The sequence below is a fragment of the Mesorhizobium sp. ESP6-5 genome, from assembly GCF_020164695.1.
Taxonomy (GTDB): Bacteria; Pseudomonadota; Alphaproteobacteria; order Rhizobiales; family Rhizobiaceae; genus Mesorhizobium; species Mesorhizobium australicum.
On record NZ_JAIUGR010000004.1, the window covers coordinates 308981 to 324967 of the forward strand.

The 15987-nt window shown below is 63.5% G+C and carries 14 protein-coding genes; 6 read left to right on the top strand and 8 right to left on the bottom strand.

Translation table 11 applies throughout. From position 1 onward, the window contains the following. Nucleotides 1-13: 13 nt before the first annotated feature. From LB524_RS08435 to LB524_RS08450, 4 genes are all read right to left on the bottom strand, one after another. The gene (locus LB524_RS08435) at nt 14-826 is read right to left on the bottom strand and encodes a carbohydrate ABC transporter permease (RefSeq protein WP_224525215.1); all 813 of its coding nucleotides are present in this window, start codon (nt 824-826) and stop codon (nt 14-16) included. After that, on the bottom strand, nt 823-1689 hold the full coding sequence (locus LB524_RS08440; RefSeq protein WP_224525217.1) for a carbohydrate ABC transporter permease: 867 nt from the start codon (nt 1687-1689) through the stop codon (nt 823-825). Before LB524_RS08440 ends, LB524_RS08435 begins: the two co-directional genes overlap by 4 nt. A gap of 118 nt (nt 1690-1807) precedes the next feature. Then, a complete protein-coding gene (locus LB524_RS08445) occupies nt 1808-3079 on the bottom strand; it encodes an ABC transporter substrate-binding protein (protein WP_224525220.1) in 1272 nt (423 codons plus the stop codon). Nucleotides 3080-3321: 242 nt separating this feature from the next. Then, nucleotides 3322-4239: an AraC family transcriptional regulator gene (locus LB524_RS08450; protein ID WP_015314478.1), complete on the bottom strand. Its 918-nt coding sequence runs from the start codon at nt 4237-4239 to the stop codon at nt 3322-3324. Between the two features lie 240 nt (nt 4240-4479). On the opposite strand from LB524_RS08450, the gene LB524_RS08455 reads away from it, so the two are divergent. Both LB524_RS08455 and LB524_RS08460 read left to right on the top strand, forming a co-directional pair. Continuing rightward, a complete protein-coding gene (locus tag LB524_RS08455; RefSeq protein WP_224525221.1) occupies nt 4480-5883 on the top strand; it encodes an MATE family efflux transporter in 1404 nt (467 codons plus the stop codon). A 174-nt stretch (nt 5884-6057) separates the two neighbouring features. Then, nucleotides 6058-6975 carry an NADP-dependent oxidoreductase gene (locus LB524_RS08460; protein ID WP_140719260.1) on the top strand — a complete coding sequence of 306 codons (918 nt, stop codon included), beginning with the start codon at nt 6058-6060 and terminating at the stop codon, nt 6973-6975. Between the two features lie 147 nt (nt 6976-7122). Here LB524_RS08460 and LB524_RS08465 read toward each other — a convergent pair whose 3' ends face one another. The 4 genes from LB524_RS08465 to speB form a co-directional block, all read right to left on the bottom strand. Next, nucleotides 7123-7770, bottom strand: a complete 648-nt coding sequence (locus tag LB524_RS08465) for an amino acid ABC transporter permease (protein ID WP_224525224.1) — start codon at nt 7768-7770, stop codon at nt 7123-7125. After that, nucleotides 7767-8423 (bottom strand): amino acid ABC transporter permease, encoded by a 657-nt coding sequence (locus LB524_RS08470; RefSeq protein WP_015314474.1) that lies wholly within the window; start codon nt 8421-8423, stop codon nt 7767-7769. Before LB524_RS08470 ends, LB524_RS08465 begins: the two co-directional genes overlap by 4 nt. A gap of 6 nt (nt 8424-8429) precedes the next feature. Beyond that, nucleotides 8430-9233 carry a transporter substrate-binding domain-containing protein gene (locus tag LB524_RS08475; protein WP_224525227.1) on the bottom strand — a complete coding sequence of 268 codons (804 nt, stop codon included), beginning with the start codon at nt 9231-9233 and terminating at the stop codon, nt 8430-8432. 67 nt (nt 9234-9300) lie between these two features. Further along, nucleotides 9301-10362, bottom strand: a complete 1062-nt coding sequence (gene speB / locus LB524_RS08480) for an agmatinase (RefSeq protein WP_015314472.1) — start codon at nt 10360-10362, stop codon at nt 9301-9303. Between the two features lie 210 nt (nt 10363-10572). Between speB and gcvA the strand changes: the two genes are divergently transcribed. The 4 genes from gcvA (at nt 10573) to LB524_RS08500 (ending at nt 15878) form a co-directional block, all read left to right on the top strand. Beyond that, on the top strand, nt 10573-11544 hold the full coding sequence (gene gcvA / locus LB524_RS08485; protein ID WP_140719254.1) for a transcriptional regulator GcvA: 972 nt from the start codon (nt 10573-10575) through the stop codon (nt 11542-11544). Between the two features lie 118 nt (nt 11545-11662). Next, nucleotides 11663-12967: a nicotinate phosphoribosyltransferase gene (gene pncB / locus LB524_RS08490; RefSeq protein ID WP_140824217.1), complete on the top strand. Its 1305-nt coding sequence runs from the start codon at nt 11663-11665 to the stop codon at nt 12965-12967. Nucleotides 12968-13017: 50 nt separating this feature from the next. Then, a complete protein-coding gene (locus tag LB524_RS08495) occupies nt 13018-14415 on the top strand; it encodes a hypothetical protein (RefSeq protein WP_263486552.1) in 1398 nt (465 codons plus the stop codon). Between the two features lie 158 nt (nt 14416-14573). Further along, nucleotides 14574-15878: an ABC transporter substrate-binding protein gene (locus LB524_RS08500; RefSeq protein WP_224525234.1), complete on the top strand. Its 1305-nt coding sequence runs from the start codon at nt 14574-14576 to the stop codon at nt 15876-15878. The last annotated feature ends 109 nt before the right edge of the window (nt 15879-15987 follow it).

Consider the following 15987-nt stretch of genomic DNA (forward strand, 5'->3'; position numbering starts at 1 on the left):
GTTCGTCCTCACTTCAAGTCTTTTTTTGCCGGAAAACGGAATTCAGGAAACCGCTGAGAACGCCGAGGAAAAGCAGCGGCGGCAGCGACAGGAGCACGACCGAGGCGTTCAAAATCCCCCACGGCACGTTCATGCCTTGCTGGGAGAGTTCGGAGGCGACGATCGGCAAGGTCTTGGCATTGGAACTCGACAGCATCAGCGCGATCAGGAACTCGTTCCAGACCAGCACGAAGCTGAAGGCAATCGCGCCGATCAGCGAACGGGCAGCCACGGGCAGCGCGATCCGCCAGAACACCGCGTAAGCGCCGTACCCGTCAACGAAGGCGGCTTCCTCGATTTCCTTCGGCACGGCCTGGAAGGCTGGAATGGCCAGCCACATAATCACCGAGATGGTGAGCAGGGAATAGGTGACGATCAAAGCCGGCAAAGTGTCGTAGAGGCCGAGCTGCAGCCAGATCACCATCAGCGGGATCGCCACCGCCACCGGCGGCAGGAAACGCAGCGACAGCACGAAGAACTGGATATCGCCGGCCCAGCGGTTGGGATAGCGCGCCACCGCGTAGGCCGCGGGCAGGCCAAGCACGATGCCGATCAGCACGGCCGAGCCGCAGGCGATGACCGAATTGTAGAGGCCGGTGATGACGCTGTCGCGGCCAAGGATATAGCTGATGTTGGCAAGCGTCGGCGTGAACACGAGGCGCGGAACGCGGGTGATGATGTCGACGCTGTTCTTCAGCGAATTGAGCGCCGTCCACAGCAGCGGGAACACGGCCAGAAATCCGGCGAAGGCCAGGACGGCCTTGGCGATGATGCGGCCGGGCCTCATGCCTGCACCCGCTTCCACAGCATGGTGAAGGTGATGACGGTGGCGATCATCATCAGCACGGCCATCGCCGAGGCGTAGGAGACCTTGCCGGACTCGATGAAGCCTTGCGAGAAGGCGTACATGTCGAGCGTTTCGGTTGCCACGCCGGGGCCGCCGCGGGTCATCACGTAGATCAGGTCGAAGGAGCGCAGCGACTCGATCATCTTGACGAACATCAGGCTGATCAGCGGCGCCTTCAGCATAGGCAAGGTGACGTAGGCGTGGATCTGCCAGCGCCGGGCGTGGTCGAGCCGGGCCGCCTCGATCGGCTGCGGCGGCAACGTCTCCAGCAGCTTCAGCACGATGACGGCGAAGAACAGGCCCCATTGCCAGACGTCGACCGAAGCCACAGCGAACAGCGCCGTCGCGGGCTTGGACAGCGGATCGAAGATCAGCCCGCCGGTGAGCAGCCGGTAGGGGTAGGTGCCGATGCCGTAGAGCGGATGATAGGCGAACTTCCAGACGAAGGCGGCCGAGACGCGCGGCAGCAGCACCGGGATGATGAACAGCAGGCAGTAGAGATTGCGCAGGCGCGGCGAAGCGACCTCGAACATCAAGACGCCCAGCCCAATGGCCACGGCCATGGTCGCGACGACGGTGACCACCTCCCACTTCACCGACACCCAAACGGCATTGAGGAAGCGGCGGTCGGAGAACAGATCAAAGAAGTTCGAGAACCAGACCCAGGAATAGACCGTCGAGCTCAGCTCGCGGTTCTGCAGGGCGATGATGATCGCGTAGAGCGTCGGCACCATCGACAGGATCAGCAGAATGACCAGCGTCGGCACGACAAAGGTGACCGGCAGGGATGAACGTCGAGGCATTGGTCTCAGGCCTTGCTGTGTCTCTGATATCTGGACATGACGGGCAGGCCCTCCTGCGACGCACAGGTTCCGGCGGTCCCGAGACTGCCGCGAACCGCGCGCCGCAAGAGGGAGGGACCTACTTCTTCACCAGCTCATTGGCATAGGCCTCGAGCTCGTTGAGGCTGCCCTTGACGTCGGTGCGCGTACCGGCAATCAATTCCTCGAGGATGATGCCCCAGCGGTCGCCGAGATCCGGCCAGCGTGGATCCTGCCAGAAGTTCACCGCCGTCACCTTGCCTGTTTCGGCAAGCGCCTGGCCGAGATCGGCGCCGTAGATATCGGCGAACTCCTTGCTGGACAGGATGCTGGTGCGGTTCAGCTCACCGAACTGATGGGCGTCGAGCCGGCGCTTCTCGTTTTCCTTCGACGTCGCCCAGGCGATGAACAGGCCGGCGCATTTCTTCGAAGCGTCGTCGGCATTGGCTTTTGTCGCGATGGCGAGGCCATGACCGTAACCGCCGCCGGGAAGTGGCGAGGGCGGCGGCAGGAAGCCGATCTTGCCGACCACTTGCGAGGTTTTCGGATCGACCGCCATGCCCGAAAGCGGCGTCGATTCGACGAGGATCGCGACCTGGCCCGACAGGAAGGCGCCGGTCGATTCGTCCCAGCTGCCGGTCTGCGTGCCGGGTGCCGAATCCTTGAACAGCTTCAGATAGGTCTCGGTCGCCTTGACCGCGGCCTCGGAATTGAAGGCCGGCTTGTCGCCATCGAACCACTTGCCGCCATAGGCCTTGAAGAACGGCATCCAGCGCCAGACATTGGCGCCCGAGCCGCGTGCGCCGCGCAACGCGATGCCATACATGCCCTTGTCGGCATTGGTCAGCTTCGGCACGTCGGCGATCAGCTCGTCCAGCGTCTTGGGCGGCTGGATGCCGGCGGCCTCCAGCACGTCCTTGCGGTAGACCATCAGGTCGCCGCCGCCGGTCAGCGGCGCGAACCAGACCTTGCCGTCATAGGTGGCGACCTTCTGGCGGCCCGGGTCGAAGTCGGCATAGTCGTAGTCAGCCGGATAAAAATCGGTGAGCGGCACGATCCACTTCGACGAGGCGAAAAGCGCCACATTCGCTTCATCGACATAGTAGACGTTGTAGTTGCCGACTGTGGACGCGTCCGCGCGCGACTTGGCGCGGCGATCGTTCTCGTTGAGATAATCGATCTTGAAGCTCGCGCCGGAGAGCTTCTCGAACTCGGCCTTTGAGTCCTCCAGAAGCGTCAGGCCGTCGCGTGGCTGCGCCAGCACCTTGACCGGTGCCGAACAGACCGGCGCCTGCGCCAGGGCTAGGGTTGAAACGGTAGCGGAAAGCACGAAAACTGCGCCAAGGCTGGCAGCGAGCCGAACTGGTCTCATGATCTTTTTCTCCTCCAGGAATACGTCGCAGGAAACGCAGGTCCTCGGGTTGCGCGATCCTCACCGTCGCCCGAACGACATGCCACCCATCGCCAAAATGCGCAGTTGCGAGGGGTCAAGCTAGAAGCCCCGTTGCAGCAGACCTGTACTTTTATGCATTGTGCAGCGCAAAAAACGGCACCCACATAGGGGACGCGTCACACGAGTATCGATCTGGTCCAAAATGGTGATTCAGGATGCGCTTATGCGCGCATCGCCAGACGCTGCCGCGACAGCTTGCGATAGGATGACGGCGTCATCTTGTGCTTGCGCAGGAAGGCGCGGTTGAAGTTGGATATGTTCATGTAGCCGACCTGGAAACAGATGTCGGTGATCGGCACATCGGTGTCAGCCAGCAGCTTGCACGCCTGCCACAGCCTGAGCTTGGCAAGATGGTCGCTGAAGGAATTGCCGGTGTTCTTCTGGAAGAACCGCGAGAAGGTGCTTTCGCTCATGCCGGCCAGCTCGGCCACGTCAGGCAGCTTCAGATCCTCCGCGAAATGCTGGAACAGATAGGTCAGCGTGCGCTGGATGATGTCGAGCGAGGCGGCATCGAGAACCGGCTGGAAGTTCGGTGATGACAACAGCTCATACTCATCGGTCCGGGCCAGCAGGTCGACCAGTTCGAGGAACAGGCAGAACCGGGCCAGCCCATGCACCGTACCCATCCGCTCCATCAGCGCGGCGCCTTCAAGCGCGGTCCCGCCGTGGAAGACCATGCCGCGCAGCGACCGTTCCAGGAACGGCTCCAGTTCGCGCAATTCCGGCAGCATGTCAGCCGATCCTCGCAGCCGCTCGGCATCGAATTGCAGCACGATGTCGCGACCCTCGATCAATTCGCCTGGCTGCACCGCGGTGACCCAGTCATGCGGCAGGCCACCACCGACGATGGTGAGGTAGCCCGGCCCGAACTCGCCAATATGGTCGCCGACCAGGACCACGCCGGAGGATTTCCGCAGCAGGTGGATCTCGTATTCCGGATGGAAGTTCCAGACGTTGCGCTCCCAGGGATAGTCGTCCAGCCGCCACAGGAAACTGTCGCTCGCCTCGGTGACGATATGCTCGAAGGAAGGCGCCGTGCGCGGGATCGCCGCCGTGTTCTTTCTGCGTCTGAACGCCATCCTGCCTCCCATATTCGCCCGCCGCCGACGTTTTAATCCGGAGCAGCCCGGGCCGGCAAGGGAACGAGGCGACGCCTCCCGGCAATGGCGCTGGCTCAATCTGTTCTCGCGCCCCTCCCTTGCCTTCATGTCGCATTTCGTTCAAGAGACGGCGCAAACGCGCGAAACCGAAGGTTTTGCCGTTTGCAATGCGGCTTCCGGCTCTTTGCCGACGCGCCGCAACCTTGAAAGAGCAGGACAATGTCCGCGATCGAAGCCGGCGCTCGCGCGCCGGAAAATCTTTGGCGTCAGGAAATCAGGGCGACGCTGGCGCTGGCCTGGCCGATGGTGCTGACCAATCTCGGCCAGACGGCGATGACCGCCACTGACGTCATGATGATGGGCCGCCTCGGCGCGGACACGCTGGCCAGCGGCGCGCTCGGCGCCAACCTGTATTTCATGCCGCTGATCTTCGGCCTCGGCCTGATGCTGGCGACCTCGCCGATGATCGCCACCGAGCTTGGCCGCCGCCGCTATTCCGTACGTGACCTGCGCCGCACCGTGCGCCAGGGCCTGTGGTTGGCGATCCTGATCTCGGTCCCGATCTGGCTCGTGCTGTGGCACGGCGAGGCCATCCTGCTGGCCATGGGCCAGGAGCCGGCGCTGGCGCGCCAGGCCGGCATTTACCTGCGCTGGCTGGAGTGGGCGGTGCTGCCCTTCTACGGCTACATCGTGCTGCGCTCGTTCATCTCGGCGCTGGAGCGGCCGGGCTGGGCGCTGGTCATCGTCTTCGTCGCCGTGGCCTTCAACGTGTTCGCCAACTGGGTGTTCATGTTCGGCAATCTCGGTGTTCCGGCCATGGGCATCGCCGGCTCGGGCCTTGCGACCTCGCTGTCCTCAACGCTGATGTTCGCCGGCATGGCTGTCGTGGTGATGTGGGAGAAAAAATTCCGGCGCTATCACCTGTTCGGCCGCTTCTGGCGATCCGACTGGCCGCGCTTCAAGGGCCTGCTGCGGCTCGGCCTGCCGATCGCCGGCATCCTTGCCTTCGAGGTGACGATCTTCAATGCCGCCGCCCTGCTGATGGGCCTGATCGACGCGGATTCGCTGGCCGCGCACGCCATCGCCATCCAGATCGCCTCGATTTCCTTCATGGTGCCGCTCGGCCTCAACCAGGCGGTGACGGTGCGGGTCGGGCTCGCCCACGGCGCCGGCAATCCCGAAGGTGTGTCGCGTGCCGGCTGGACCGCCTTCGTCATCGGCGTTTCCTTCATGGCGCTGATGGGGCTGGTGATGGTGCTTTGGCCGCATCTCCTGATCAGCGCCTTCATCGACCTTGGCAATCCAGCCAATGCCAGGGTGATCGCGCTAGCCGTTTCGTTCCTGGTTTTCGCCGCCCTGTTCCAGGTCTTCGACGGCGCGCAGGCGGTGGCTGCCGGCATGCTGCGCGGCCTGCACGACACCAAGGTCCCGATGATCTACGCCGCGATCGGCTATTGGGGTGTCGGCCTGCCGCTCGGCGTGCTGCTCGCCTTCCATTTCGGCTTCCACGGCGTCGGCATCTGGATCGGCCTGTCTTCGGGGCTGGCCGTGGTGGCAGCGCTGCTTCTGGCCCGCTGGCTGCGCCGCGACCGCATCGTGCCGTCAGGCGCGTTCGGACATTGAACCCGATGGCCGGTTGCCAGCCTTCCGGCATGTCCTAACATTGCCGCCCATTAAAACGACGCCTTCAGATCGGACCACGGACGCCCGCTAAGAGAAGGCCCTGGCATAAGATATTGAACGGTTCCCAAGCGGCAAACGTTTCCACCAAGAGACAAATGACCGAGGAGAATTATCATGAAGGCAATTGTGGTGACGGACCAGGCTGCGGGAACGGCCGGGATGAAGCTGGTGGAGCGGCCTGAGCCGCAGCCAGCGATAAACGATGTCGTCGTTCAGGTTCATGCTTCGGGATTCGTCCCGACCGAGCTGGCATGGCCCTCGACCTGGACCGACCGCCGCGGCCTTGACCGAACACCGTCGATCCTTGGGCACGAGCTGGCCGGAATTGTCGTCGCACTCGGCTACGGCACAACGGGACTGTCGGTAGGGCAGAGAGTATTCGGCTTCGCCGACTGGCATCGCGACGGCACGCTCGCGGAGTATGTAGCCACGGAAGCACGCAACCTCGCGCCGCTGCCGGGCGACGTCGACTTCACGGTGGGCGCAAGCCTGCCGATCTCGGGTCTCACCGCGTGGCAGGGACTTTTCCAGCATGGCCGCCTTCAGGCGGGGCAGAGCGTCCTCGCGCACGGTGCGGCCGGCGCGGTCGGGTCGATGGTGACGCAACTTGCACGAGAGGCGGGCGCCTACGTCATCGGCACCGGACGCGCCGCCGACCGTCAGACGGTGCTCGACTTTGGCGCGAATGAGTTCGTCGACCTCGAGAACGACGCCCTCGAAGACGTGGGCGAAGTCGCTCTCGTGTTCGATGTGATCGGCGGGGAAATCGGGAAGCGGTCCGCCGGCCTGATTCGAGCCGGAGGAACACTGGTGTCCGTCGTCGGATCGACAGAGGCGCGGCCTGCCGACGGCCTGGCGGTCGACTTCGTTGTCGAGTCCGATCGTGCCCAACTGAGCGAGATCGTCCAGCGGGTGCGGGACGGACGACTGCGGACGAACATCGGCAACGTTTCGACCCTCAACGATGCCGTCGCCGCCTTCAACCCTACCGGGCGACGCACTGGGAAGACGATCATCCGCGTTCGTCCGTGAGGATTTGGAAATGGCGAGGGGCAAGGGTCCTCGTCGGTCGAAAGCTGAGCATCCAGCAGATCAAATGACCTTCAAGAGGCGTTCGAACGCTAGGCACCGGGAGTTTGCGGCCGCCGTCGATGTTGGCCAGCGCAACATGCTCTCGGCTCATCGAGCCGCCGCTCGTTGTTCGAGCCGTCGCGCATACTGCGTCAGCGGAAAGCATAGGGCGAAGAAGATCAGCGCCACCAGCCCATAGACCTTGAACGGTTCGAAGGTGGCGTTGTTGATGGCGTTTGAGGTTCGCACCAGCTCCTCGAAGCCGATGATCGAGGTCAGCGCGGTCGACTTGATCAGCTGCACCAGGAAACCGACCGTCGGCGCGCGGGTGATCGCGAACGCCTGCGGCAGGATGATCAGCCTGAGCTCCTGCAGATAGTGCAGGCCGAGGCTGGCGCCGGCATCCCATTGGCCCAATGGCAGCGCATCGACGCCAGAGCGCCAGATTTCGGCCAGATAGGCGCTGGCGAAGAAGGTGAGGCCGAGCACCGCCGCCGTCCACGGCTCGATGCGCAGGCCAAGCATCGGCAGGCCGAAGAACATGAGGAACAGCTGCATCAAGAGCGGCGTCCCCTGGAACAAGGCGATGTAACCGGAGGCGAAGCGTCGGCTCCATTTATTCTTGGCGATCCTCAGGAACAGCACCGCCATTCCGACCAGCGCGCCGCCGACGAAGGCGGCCAGCGACAAAAGCACCGTCCAGCGCGCGGCAAGCAGAAGGTTGCGCACGATGTCCCAGAGGGTGAATTCGATCATGACACGCCAGCTCCGAGCGCGCGGCGGCCGCCTGCAACCAGCAGCCGCCGCAAGGCCATCGACATCAAGAGATAGACCAGCGTGACGACGAAATACGTCTCGAAAGAACGGAAAGTGCGCGCCTGCAGCATGTCGGCCTCATAGGTGAGCTCGCGCACCGCGATCTGCGACACCACGGCTGATTCCAGCATCATGATGACGATCTGGCTGGTCAGCGCGGGATAGATGATCTTGAGCGCCTGCGGCAGCACGATCTTGATGAACACCTGGCGCGGCCTCAGCCCAAGCGCCAGGGCCGCTTCCGTCTGCCCGTGCGGCACCGCGTCAAGGCCGGCGCCGACGATCTCGATCGTGTAGGCGGCCATGTTGAGCGTCATCGCCAGCATGGCGGCCAGGATCGGATCGAGCCTGATGCCGAGGCTAGGCAGGCCGAAGAAGATGAAGAACAGCTGCACCAGGAACGGCGTGTTGCGCATCACCTCGACATACCAGCCGATGGCCCGGCGCAGCAGCGCGGGGCCGCTTCGCCGCCCGGCGGCACCGAGGATGCTGAGCAGCGTGCCCGCAAGCGTGGTGACGGCGATCAAAAGGATCGTCGTCGCCGCGCCGTGCGCGATGTCGGCCACGGCACCTGGAAGCCAGCCGAAGGCCACGGCAACTCAATCCTTGAGGTTGTCGGGATTGAGCGGCGTCTTCAGCCAGGCCTTCGAGCTTTCGTCAAGCTTGCCGTCGACCAGCATCTTGGCAATGGCGTCGTTGACCGCCTTCTTGAGGGCATCCTCATGCTTGTTGAGGCCGATATGCGAAGGCGAGGTCAGAAGCTGAAACTTCTGCTCCGGCTTCAGCGCATCCTGCTTGGCCAGCACCTGCGCGCCGACATCGTTGCCGACGACCATCAACTGGGTCTGGCCTGAGATGAAGGCCTGGATCACTGAATTGTAGTTGTCGAAACGCTTGATGTCCGCCGAGGCCGGTGCTGCTTCGGTGAGCGAGGTGTCTTCCAGCGTGCCGCGATTGACGGCGATCGACTTGCCGCCGAGATCTTCCTTGCCTTTGACTGGCATTGCCGCCGGACCGATCACCGCGATGTAATAGGGCGCGTAGGCAGCGGCGAAGTCGATGACCTGCTCGCGCTCTTTCGAGTAGCCGACGCTCATCAGGATGTCGACGCGATGGTCGTTCAAATAGGGGATGCGGTTCTGGCCGGTGACGGCAACGGTGTTGAGCTTCACCTTGAGCGTGTCGGCGATGTACTGCGCCACATCCATGTCATAGCCCTTGAGGCTCATGTCGGCACTGGCCGAGGAGAAGGGCGGGAAGTCGGCGAAGACGCCGACATTGATGGTGCCGGCCTTGGTGATGTCGGCCAGCGCGTCGGCATTGGCGGCTTGCGTGGCGAAGCCGGCTAACCCCAGGAGCAGCACGGCGGCGATGGATGATTTGAGGTGGATTGTCATTGTCATTCCCCTTCTGGACGCTTTGATTGTTTGGGTCGGCCGCCGGCTCCAGTGCGGCGGCCGCCTTTCTCTGTCAGGCCCCCTTGCCTGATACTGCCGGGCTGAACACCATCAGGCTCAGGATCTCGAACAGCACCTGCGCGCCGGCGTGCGCCGTGTTGGTGGTGGCGTCATATTGCGGCGCCACCTCGACGACATCGCCACCGACAATGTTGAGACCCTTGAGGCCGCGCAGCAGTTCGAGCACTTCGCGCGTCGTCAGCCCGCCGACTTCCGGCGTGCCGGTGCCCGGTGCGAAGGCGGGATCGACGCTGTCGATGTCGAAGGACACATAGGTCGGGCCGTCACCGACTATTCTGCGCGCCTTCTCGATGATGGCGGGAATGCCGAGACCGGTCACTTCCTCGGCATGGACCACGGTCATCCCGGACTCGTAGGTGAATTCCCACAAATATTCGGCCGAGCCGCGGATGCCGATCTGGATGGTGCGCGTCGGATCGAGCACGCCGTCCAGCACCGCGTTGCGGAACGGGCCCCCATGGTGGAATTTGGTCAGGTCGAACAGGCCGCTGGTGTCGCAATGGGCGTCGATGTGGATCAGGCCGACCGGCGCCTTCTTGCCGACCGCCTTCAGGATCGGGTGGGTGATCGAGTGGTCGCCGCCGACCGACAACGGGATGACCCCGGCGTCGACGATCTGGTTGATGCGCCGCTCGATATCCTCATGGCTGGTCTCCAGCCGGTAGCGGCTCTGGAACGGAACGTCGCCGATGTCGGCGACCCTGAGTTCATGCGTCGGCGCGCATTCCAGCACATGATTGTAGGGGCCGATGCGCTCGATCGCTCGCAAGGCGCGCGGCCCGAAGCGCGAGCCCGGCCGGTTGGTGACGCCGAGATCCATCGGCACGCCTGTTATCGCCACCTGCAGGTCGCCGAAGTCCGGATTGTCCGCTGCAATTTCGCGGTAGGGCGCGGTGAGGAAAGTCGGGATGCCGGAATAGGGCGCCAGCCGCGTGCCGCTCTTGGAAAAGATCTTGTCGGCGACCTTGCGGAATTTCGGGTCGAACATCTCGCCGCCATGGCTCTCGCCATATTTGCGACGCAGCGCATCGAGCTTGCCGCGATCATATCCCATATCCGCTTCTCCTCGGCTGATGCAGTGGTGCCGGCGGTGATTTCGGGCGAACCGACCGTCATCCGGCCGGGCCGTTGTCCCGCTGGCAGTCTGCAGATTTCACGTCTTGATGTTGCTCCGGATCAAAGTGTCCGGCAGCCGCTTTGAAAAAGCAATTGATATTGTTAGGGTGTTTCCTGTGAGAAAACCTCACAGTAAAGCCGAGCATCCATGGCCAAGCGCCTGCCACCACTCAACCCGCTGCGCGCCTTCGAGGCCACGGCCCGCCATGCCTCGCTGACCAAGGCGGCGAACGAACTGAATGTCACGCACGGCGCCGTCAGCCACCAGATCAAGGCGCTGGAGCAATCGCTTGGCGTCAAGCTGTTCGAGCGCGTCGGCCAGCGGGTCAAGCTGACCCCGCATGGCGCCGAACTTTTGCCGGCGGTATCGGTCGCCTTCGACGGCATCGCCGCCGCCACCCAACGGCTGACGCGGCCGGCAAGCAGCGGCGCGCTGTCGGTGTCCTGCGTGCCTGCGTTGCTGCTCTTGTGGATGACGCCGAGGCTGGGCAGCTTCACCGCGCAATATCCCGACATCCAGCTGAAGCTCATTCCCTCCAACGATCCCAGGGATATCCGGGCGCCGCATATCGATGTCTGCGTGCATTATGGCGATGGCAGCTGGGCCGATTGCTGGATGCGCAAATGGTCGGGCCTGGAGCTGTTCCCGGTGGTCAGCCCGACGCTGATCAACAACCGGCCGATCCGCAATGTTCGCGACCTCGCCGACCATGTCTTGCTGCATGGCGACGATGGCCGCGAGTGGCACACCTGGCTGGCCGCCGCCGACGCGCTGGACCTGGAGCGCGGCCGTCGCCATCATCTCGGCGATGCACGCATGACGGCGGAAGCCGCCGTCCATGGCCATGGCGTGGCGCTGGGCGACTCGGTGACGGCAAGCGCCCTGCTGGCCAGGGGCATGCTGGTCGCGCCGTTCAGTCTGTCAGTGCCGGCGGTCGACGATTTCTATGTCGTTTGCCGCAACGAAATGCGGGGGACGCCGATCGTGCAGGTGTTCATCGACTGGCTGTTTGCCGAGAAGGCCGGGGATGACGGCCGCGCCGACGCCCCGGTTGCGGGCCGCCTCGTCACCCGCCGCAAACGTCCCGCGCTCAAGGTGATGGGCGGCAAACCCACATAGCCGCATGCAGGGCTTTCTTTTTGTCGGGCCAGCCTGAAAGCGGGCAGCGTTTTTGCCAATTCGATGCTATGAGGCCTGTCGCGATTGTGGGTGGCAGGCAGCGAAGGCGGCAGCAAGCATGGCAAAGACCGATATTGCGCGGCGTGTCTATAACCACACCTGGAAGCTCGACCCGATCGTGCGCAGCCTGCTCGACACCGACTTCTACAAGCTTTTGATGCTGCAGATGATCTGGGGCATGTACCCCAAGGTCGACACCACCTTCTCGCTGATCAATCGGACGACTTCGGTCCGCCTCGCCGACGAGATCGATGAAGGCGAGCTGCGCGAACAGCTCGACCATGCCCGCACCTTGCGCTTCTCCAAGAAGGAAATGATCTGGCTGGCCGGCAACAATTTCTACGGCCGCAAGCAGATTTTCGAGCCGGAATTCCTCGCCTGGCTGGAAGGCTTCCGGCTGCCCGACTATGAGCTTTCCAAGCGTGACGGCCAGTACGAGCTCTCTTTCTCCGGCCCCTGGATGTACACCACGCTTTGGGAGATCCCCGCGCTCGCCATCATCAATGAATTGCGTTCGCGTGCCGCTCTGCGATCGTTCGGGCCTTTTACGCTCGACGTGCTCTATGCCCGCGCCAAGGCCAAGATGTGGGCCAAGACCGAACGGCTGAAGGCGCTGCCCGGCATCCGCATCTCGGATTTCGGTACCCGCCGGCGCCATTCCTTCCTGTGGCAGCGCTGGTGCGTCGAAGCGCTCAAGGAAGGCATCGGCGAAGCTTTCACCGGCACCTCCAACGTGCTGCTGGCCATGGACAATGATCTCGAAGCGCTGGGCACCAACGCGCATGAACTGCCGATGGTGTTCGCGGCCCTCGCCAATTCGGAAAAAGAGCTGAAGCAGACCCCCTACAAGGTGTTGCAGGACTGGCAGCGCTACTATGGCGGCAATCTCTTGATCGTGCTGCCCGATGCTTTCGGCACCGCCTCGTTCCTGCGCGACGCGCCGGACTGGGTCGCCGACTGGACCGGCTTCCGCCCCGACAGCGCGCCGCCGATCGAAGGTGGCGAAAAAATCATCGACTGGTGGCGCGAGAAGGGCAAGGACCCCAAGCAGAAGCTGCTGATCTTCTCCGACGGGCTCGAGGTCGAGACCATCGAGGAGACGTACCGCCACTTCAAGGGCAAGGTGCGCATGTCCTTCGGCTGGGGCACCAACCTGACCAACGACTTCGAAGGCTGCGCGCCGACGCAAACCAACAGCCTCGACGCCATATCGCTGGTCTGCAAGGTCACCGAGGCCAATGGAAGGCCGGCGGTCAAGCTCTCCGACAACCCGGCCAAGGCGACCGGCGATCTCAAGGAGATCGAGCGGTATCTGAGGATTTTTGGGCAGAAGGATCGCGTGGAGCAACTGGTCAAGGTTTGAGGGTGGTCGGGCTCTTGAACAGTTCGAGTTCCGCAGTGGAACGCCTCGGTCTGCCGTTTGCCTTGTGGTTCTCGGCCTTGTGGCTCGTCTCCCCCACTCTCGCCTTCGCCCACGCCTCCGACCGCGGCCACGTCCTGCTCCTTCCTACCGGCTATTATCTCGCCGGCGGCGCTTTCGCCGTGGCCGCCAGTTTCCTTGTCTTGGCATTGCTGCCGTCCGACACCCTCGACCGTTTCTGGCGCCGACGCCTGCCGCTATTCGCCTTCGGCGACAACGTCCGCGCCGCCATCAGCCTGGCATCCTTTGCCGGGTTTGCAATTCTCCTCGCCGCCGGCTTCATCGGCAGCCGCGACCCGCTCTCCAACCCGCTGCCACTGGTGGTGTGGACGCTGCTATGGGCCGGCCTGACACTGCTGCAAGGCGTGTTCGGCGATCTCTGGTCGTGGCTCAACCCCTGGTACGGCCCGTGGCGGCTGCTATCGCGGCTGACCGGCGGAAGCGATGACGGCGTCAGGCAACTTCCGCAATGGCTCGGCTGCTGGCCGGCTGTCATGCTGTTTTTTGCCTTCGCCTGGTTCGAACTCGTCTATCCCGCTCCTGACGATCCGGCGCGGCTGGCCTTCGCCGCCGGCCTCTACTGGCTGTTCACCCTGCTGGCCATGCTGGTGTTCGGCTACGACAGATGGGGTCGAAGCGGTGAATTCCTCGGCATCTTCTTTTCGGTGGTGGCGCGCTTCGCGCCGATCGAGCGCGGCGACAAAGGCCGACTTGCGCTGTGCTGGCCGGGCGCCAAACTGCTCCGGGCCCAGCCGCTGCCCGCCAGCGGCATCGCCTTCCTGCTGCTCGCTTTGTCCTCGGTCTCCTTCGACGGCCTGTCGAAGACCTTCTCCTGGCTCGGCCTGTTCGGCATCAATCCGCTCGAATTTCCGGGCCGCACGGCCGTGATCGGCAGCGGCACGCTTGGGCTCGTTATGACCTTCGTGCTGCTCGCGGCGGTGTTCCTGCTTGCCGTCGTCCTCGGCCAGTGTCTTGCCCGCGGCGGCCAGCCTTTCGCCCAGGCAGCCGGCATGCTGGTGTGGTCGATCGTGCCGATCGCGCTCGCCTACCATGTCGCGCATTATCTGACGGCGCTGCTGGTCGACGGCCAATATGCGCTGGCCTCCCTGTCCGATCCCTTCGCGCTTGGCTGGAACCTGTTCGGCACCGCCGACATGCAGGTCGAGGCCGGCATCGTCGCCGGTGCGGCATCGGCATGGTGGCTGTGGAATGTCCAGGCGGGCGCCATCATCCTTGGCCATGTGCTCGCTGTCCTCGTCGCGCACGGCTTTGCCTGGCGCCTGCATCCCCAGCCTGCCCGCGCCGCGCTCAGTCAGTTTCCGCTCACCGTGTTGATGATCGCTTACACCATTTTCGGTCTCTGGCTGCTTGCCACGCCGACAGTCGGATGAGACAAGCCATCTACTGTGAGCCATGCCCCGACGGAAAGCTCGCTTGCCAGGCCAAGCCTTTGGTGATTTAGTTTGTACACATGCAATTTTGCATCCTCTTGCCGAGGATGTTCGAGCCGCCTTATCGTTGGTCAAAACACAAAAACAGGGGAACGAACGTGACTGACAAGAACGGATTTTTCGATCTCTCCAAAACCGCACTCACCCGCCGTACCACGCTGAAGGGCCTCGCCGCCAGCGCTGGCCTCGCCATGGCGCCCGGCTTCGTCCGCTACTCCCAGGCACAGAGTTCGGCGCCGATCAAGATCGGCTTCCAGTCGCACCGCACCGGCATTGGCGCCGCCTATGGCCGCTGGTACGAGAAGACGACCGCCGCCGCGATCAAGGCGATCAATGCCGCCGGCGGCATCAATGGCCGCCAGGTCGAGGTGATCATCGAGGATGATGGCACCGATCCCGGCCGGGGCGCCGAAGTGGTCGGCAAGTTCGCCACCCAGCACAAGACCGACATCGTCTTCGGTACGCTGTTCTCGCATGTCGTGATCGGATCGGCGCCTGCCGCCGGCGAAAACAAGATGCCCTACTTCGTCGTCAGCGAAGGTCACCATGTCGCCTCGACCAAGCTCAACCGCTATGTCTTCCAGCCCGGTATCACCGACGTGAAGAGCCAGATCCAGTCGATGGCGCCATGGATCGCGGCCAATGCCGGCAAGAAGGTGACGCAGATATTCCCCGATTTCGCCTTCGGCTACGACCATCGCGACTACCTGCCGCCGGCGCTGAAGGCGCAAGGCGCCGAGGTGATCGCGCAGATCGCCATTCCACCGACGGAATCGTCCTTCACCAAATACTTCCCGCAAATCCCGCCCGAAACCGAGGTGATCTACCACGTCATGGTCGGCCCGGCGGTGCTCACCTTCGTCAAGGAACTCGGCGAGTTCTACGGTTCCAACCGGCCGCAACTCTTCGGCTTCATCGATTCGCTGGAAGCCGTGGACATCAACAGCCCCGGCCTCGAATTCCTCGACGGCAGCCATTTCTGGGAAGGCTCGCCGCGCTACGCCCAGCCCGACGACACCGAAGCGCAGAAGGCCTATCGGGCCGCTGTCGGCATCGACGACAATGGCGCCGCCGTCGGCGACGCCAAGGATGTCTCCACCGCCGCGCACATGTTCGGCTGCTGGGAAACGCTCTACGTCGTCAAGAAGGCGATGGAAGACGCCGGCTACAAGGGGCCGGAAGACCGCGCCAAGCTGGTCGAGGCGACCGAGGCGCTGAAGGAATTCGCCGAAGGCCCGGAGCATCCGCAGGGGCCAAAAACCTTCAATGGCAAGATCCACCAGTGCTTTGGCATCCAGAACATCTCCAAGGTCGAGGGCGGCAAGCTGAAAGTCGTGCACAAGACCAAGATCGAGGATGGCCTTTACGAGGCCGAAGGGGATTACACGACGCAGGCGCTGTGAACTTGGCCATCTAGCAAGCGTGAGCGCCAAGGCACCCCCCTCTGGCCTGCCGGCCATCTCCCCCGCAAGGGGGGAGATCGGCAGTTCGTATGGCAGCGCCCATCTGCCC

What these genes read in the sequence shown, in the direction of transcription:
- LB524_RS08435 (WP_224525215.1), bottom strand. Translation starts at nt 826, where the DNA reads ATGAGGCCCGGCCGCATCATCGCCAAGGCCGTCCTGGCCTTCGCCGGA.
- LB524_RS08440 (WP_224525217.1), bottom strand. Translation starts at nt 1,689, where the DNA reads ATGCCTCGACGTTCATCCCTGCCGGTCACCTTTGTCGTGCCGACGCTG.
- LB524_RS08445 (WP_224525220.1), bottom strand. Translation starts at nt 3,079, where the DNA reads ATGAGACCAGTTCGGCTCGCTGCCAGCCTTGGCGCAGTTTTCGTGCTT.
- LB524_RS08450 (WP_015314478.1), bottom strand. Translation starts at nt 4,239, where the DNA reads ATGGCGTTCAGACGCAGAAAGAACACGGCGGCGATCCCGCGCACGGCG.
- LB524_RS08455 (WP_224525221.1), top strand. Translation starts at nt 4,480, where the DNA reads ATGTCCGCGATCGAAGCCGGCGCTCGCGCGCCGGAAAATCTTTGGCGT.
- LB524_RS08460 (WP_140719260.1), top strand. Translation starts at nt 6,058, where the DNA reads ATGAAGGCAATTGTGGTGACGGACCAGGCTGCGGGAACGGCCGGGATG.
- LB524_RS08465 (WP_224525224.1), bottom strand. Translation starts at nt 7,770, where the DNA reads ATGATCGAATTCACCCTCTGGGACATCGTGCGCAACCTTCTGCTTGCC.
- LB524_RS08475 (WP_224525227.1), bottom strand. Translation starts at nt 9,233, where the DNA reads ATGACAATGACAATCCACCTCAAATCATCCATCGCCGCCGTGCTGCTC.
- speB (WP_015314472.1), bottom strand. Translation starts at nt 10,362, where the DNA reads ATGGGATATGATCGCGGCAAGCTCGATGCGCTGCGTCGCAAATATGGC.
- gcvA (WP_140719254.1), top strand. Translation starts at nt 10,573, where the DNA reads ATGGCCAAGCGCCTGCCACCACTCAACCCGCTGCGCGCCTTCGAGGCC.
- pncB (WP_140824217.1), top strand. Translation starts at nt 11,663, where the DNA reads ATGGCAAAGACCGATATTGCGCGGCGTGTCTATAACCACACCTGGAAG.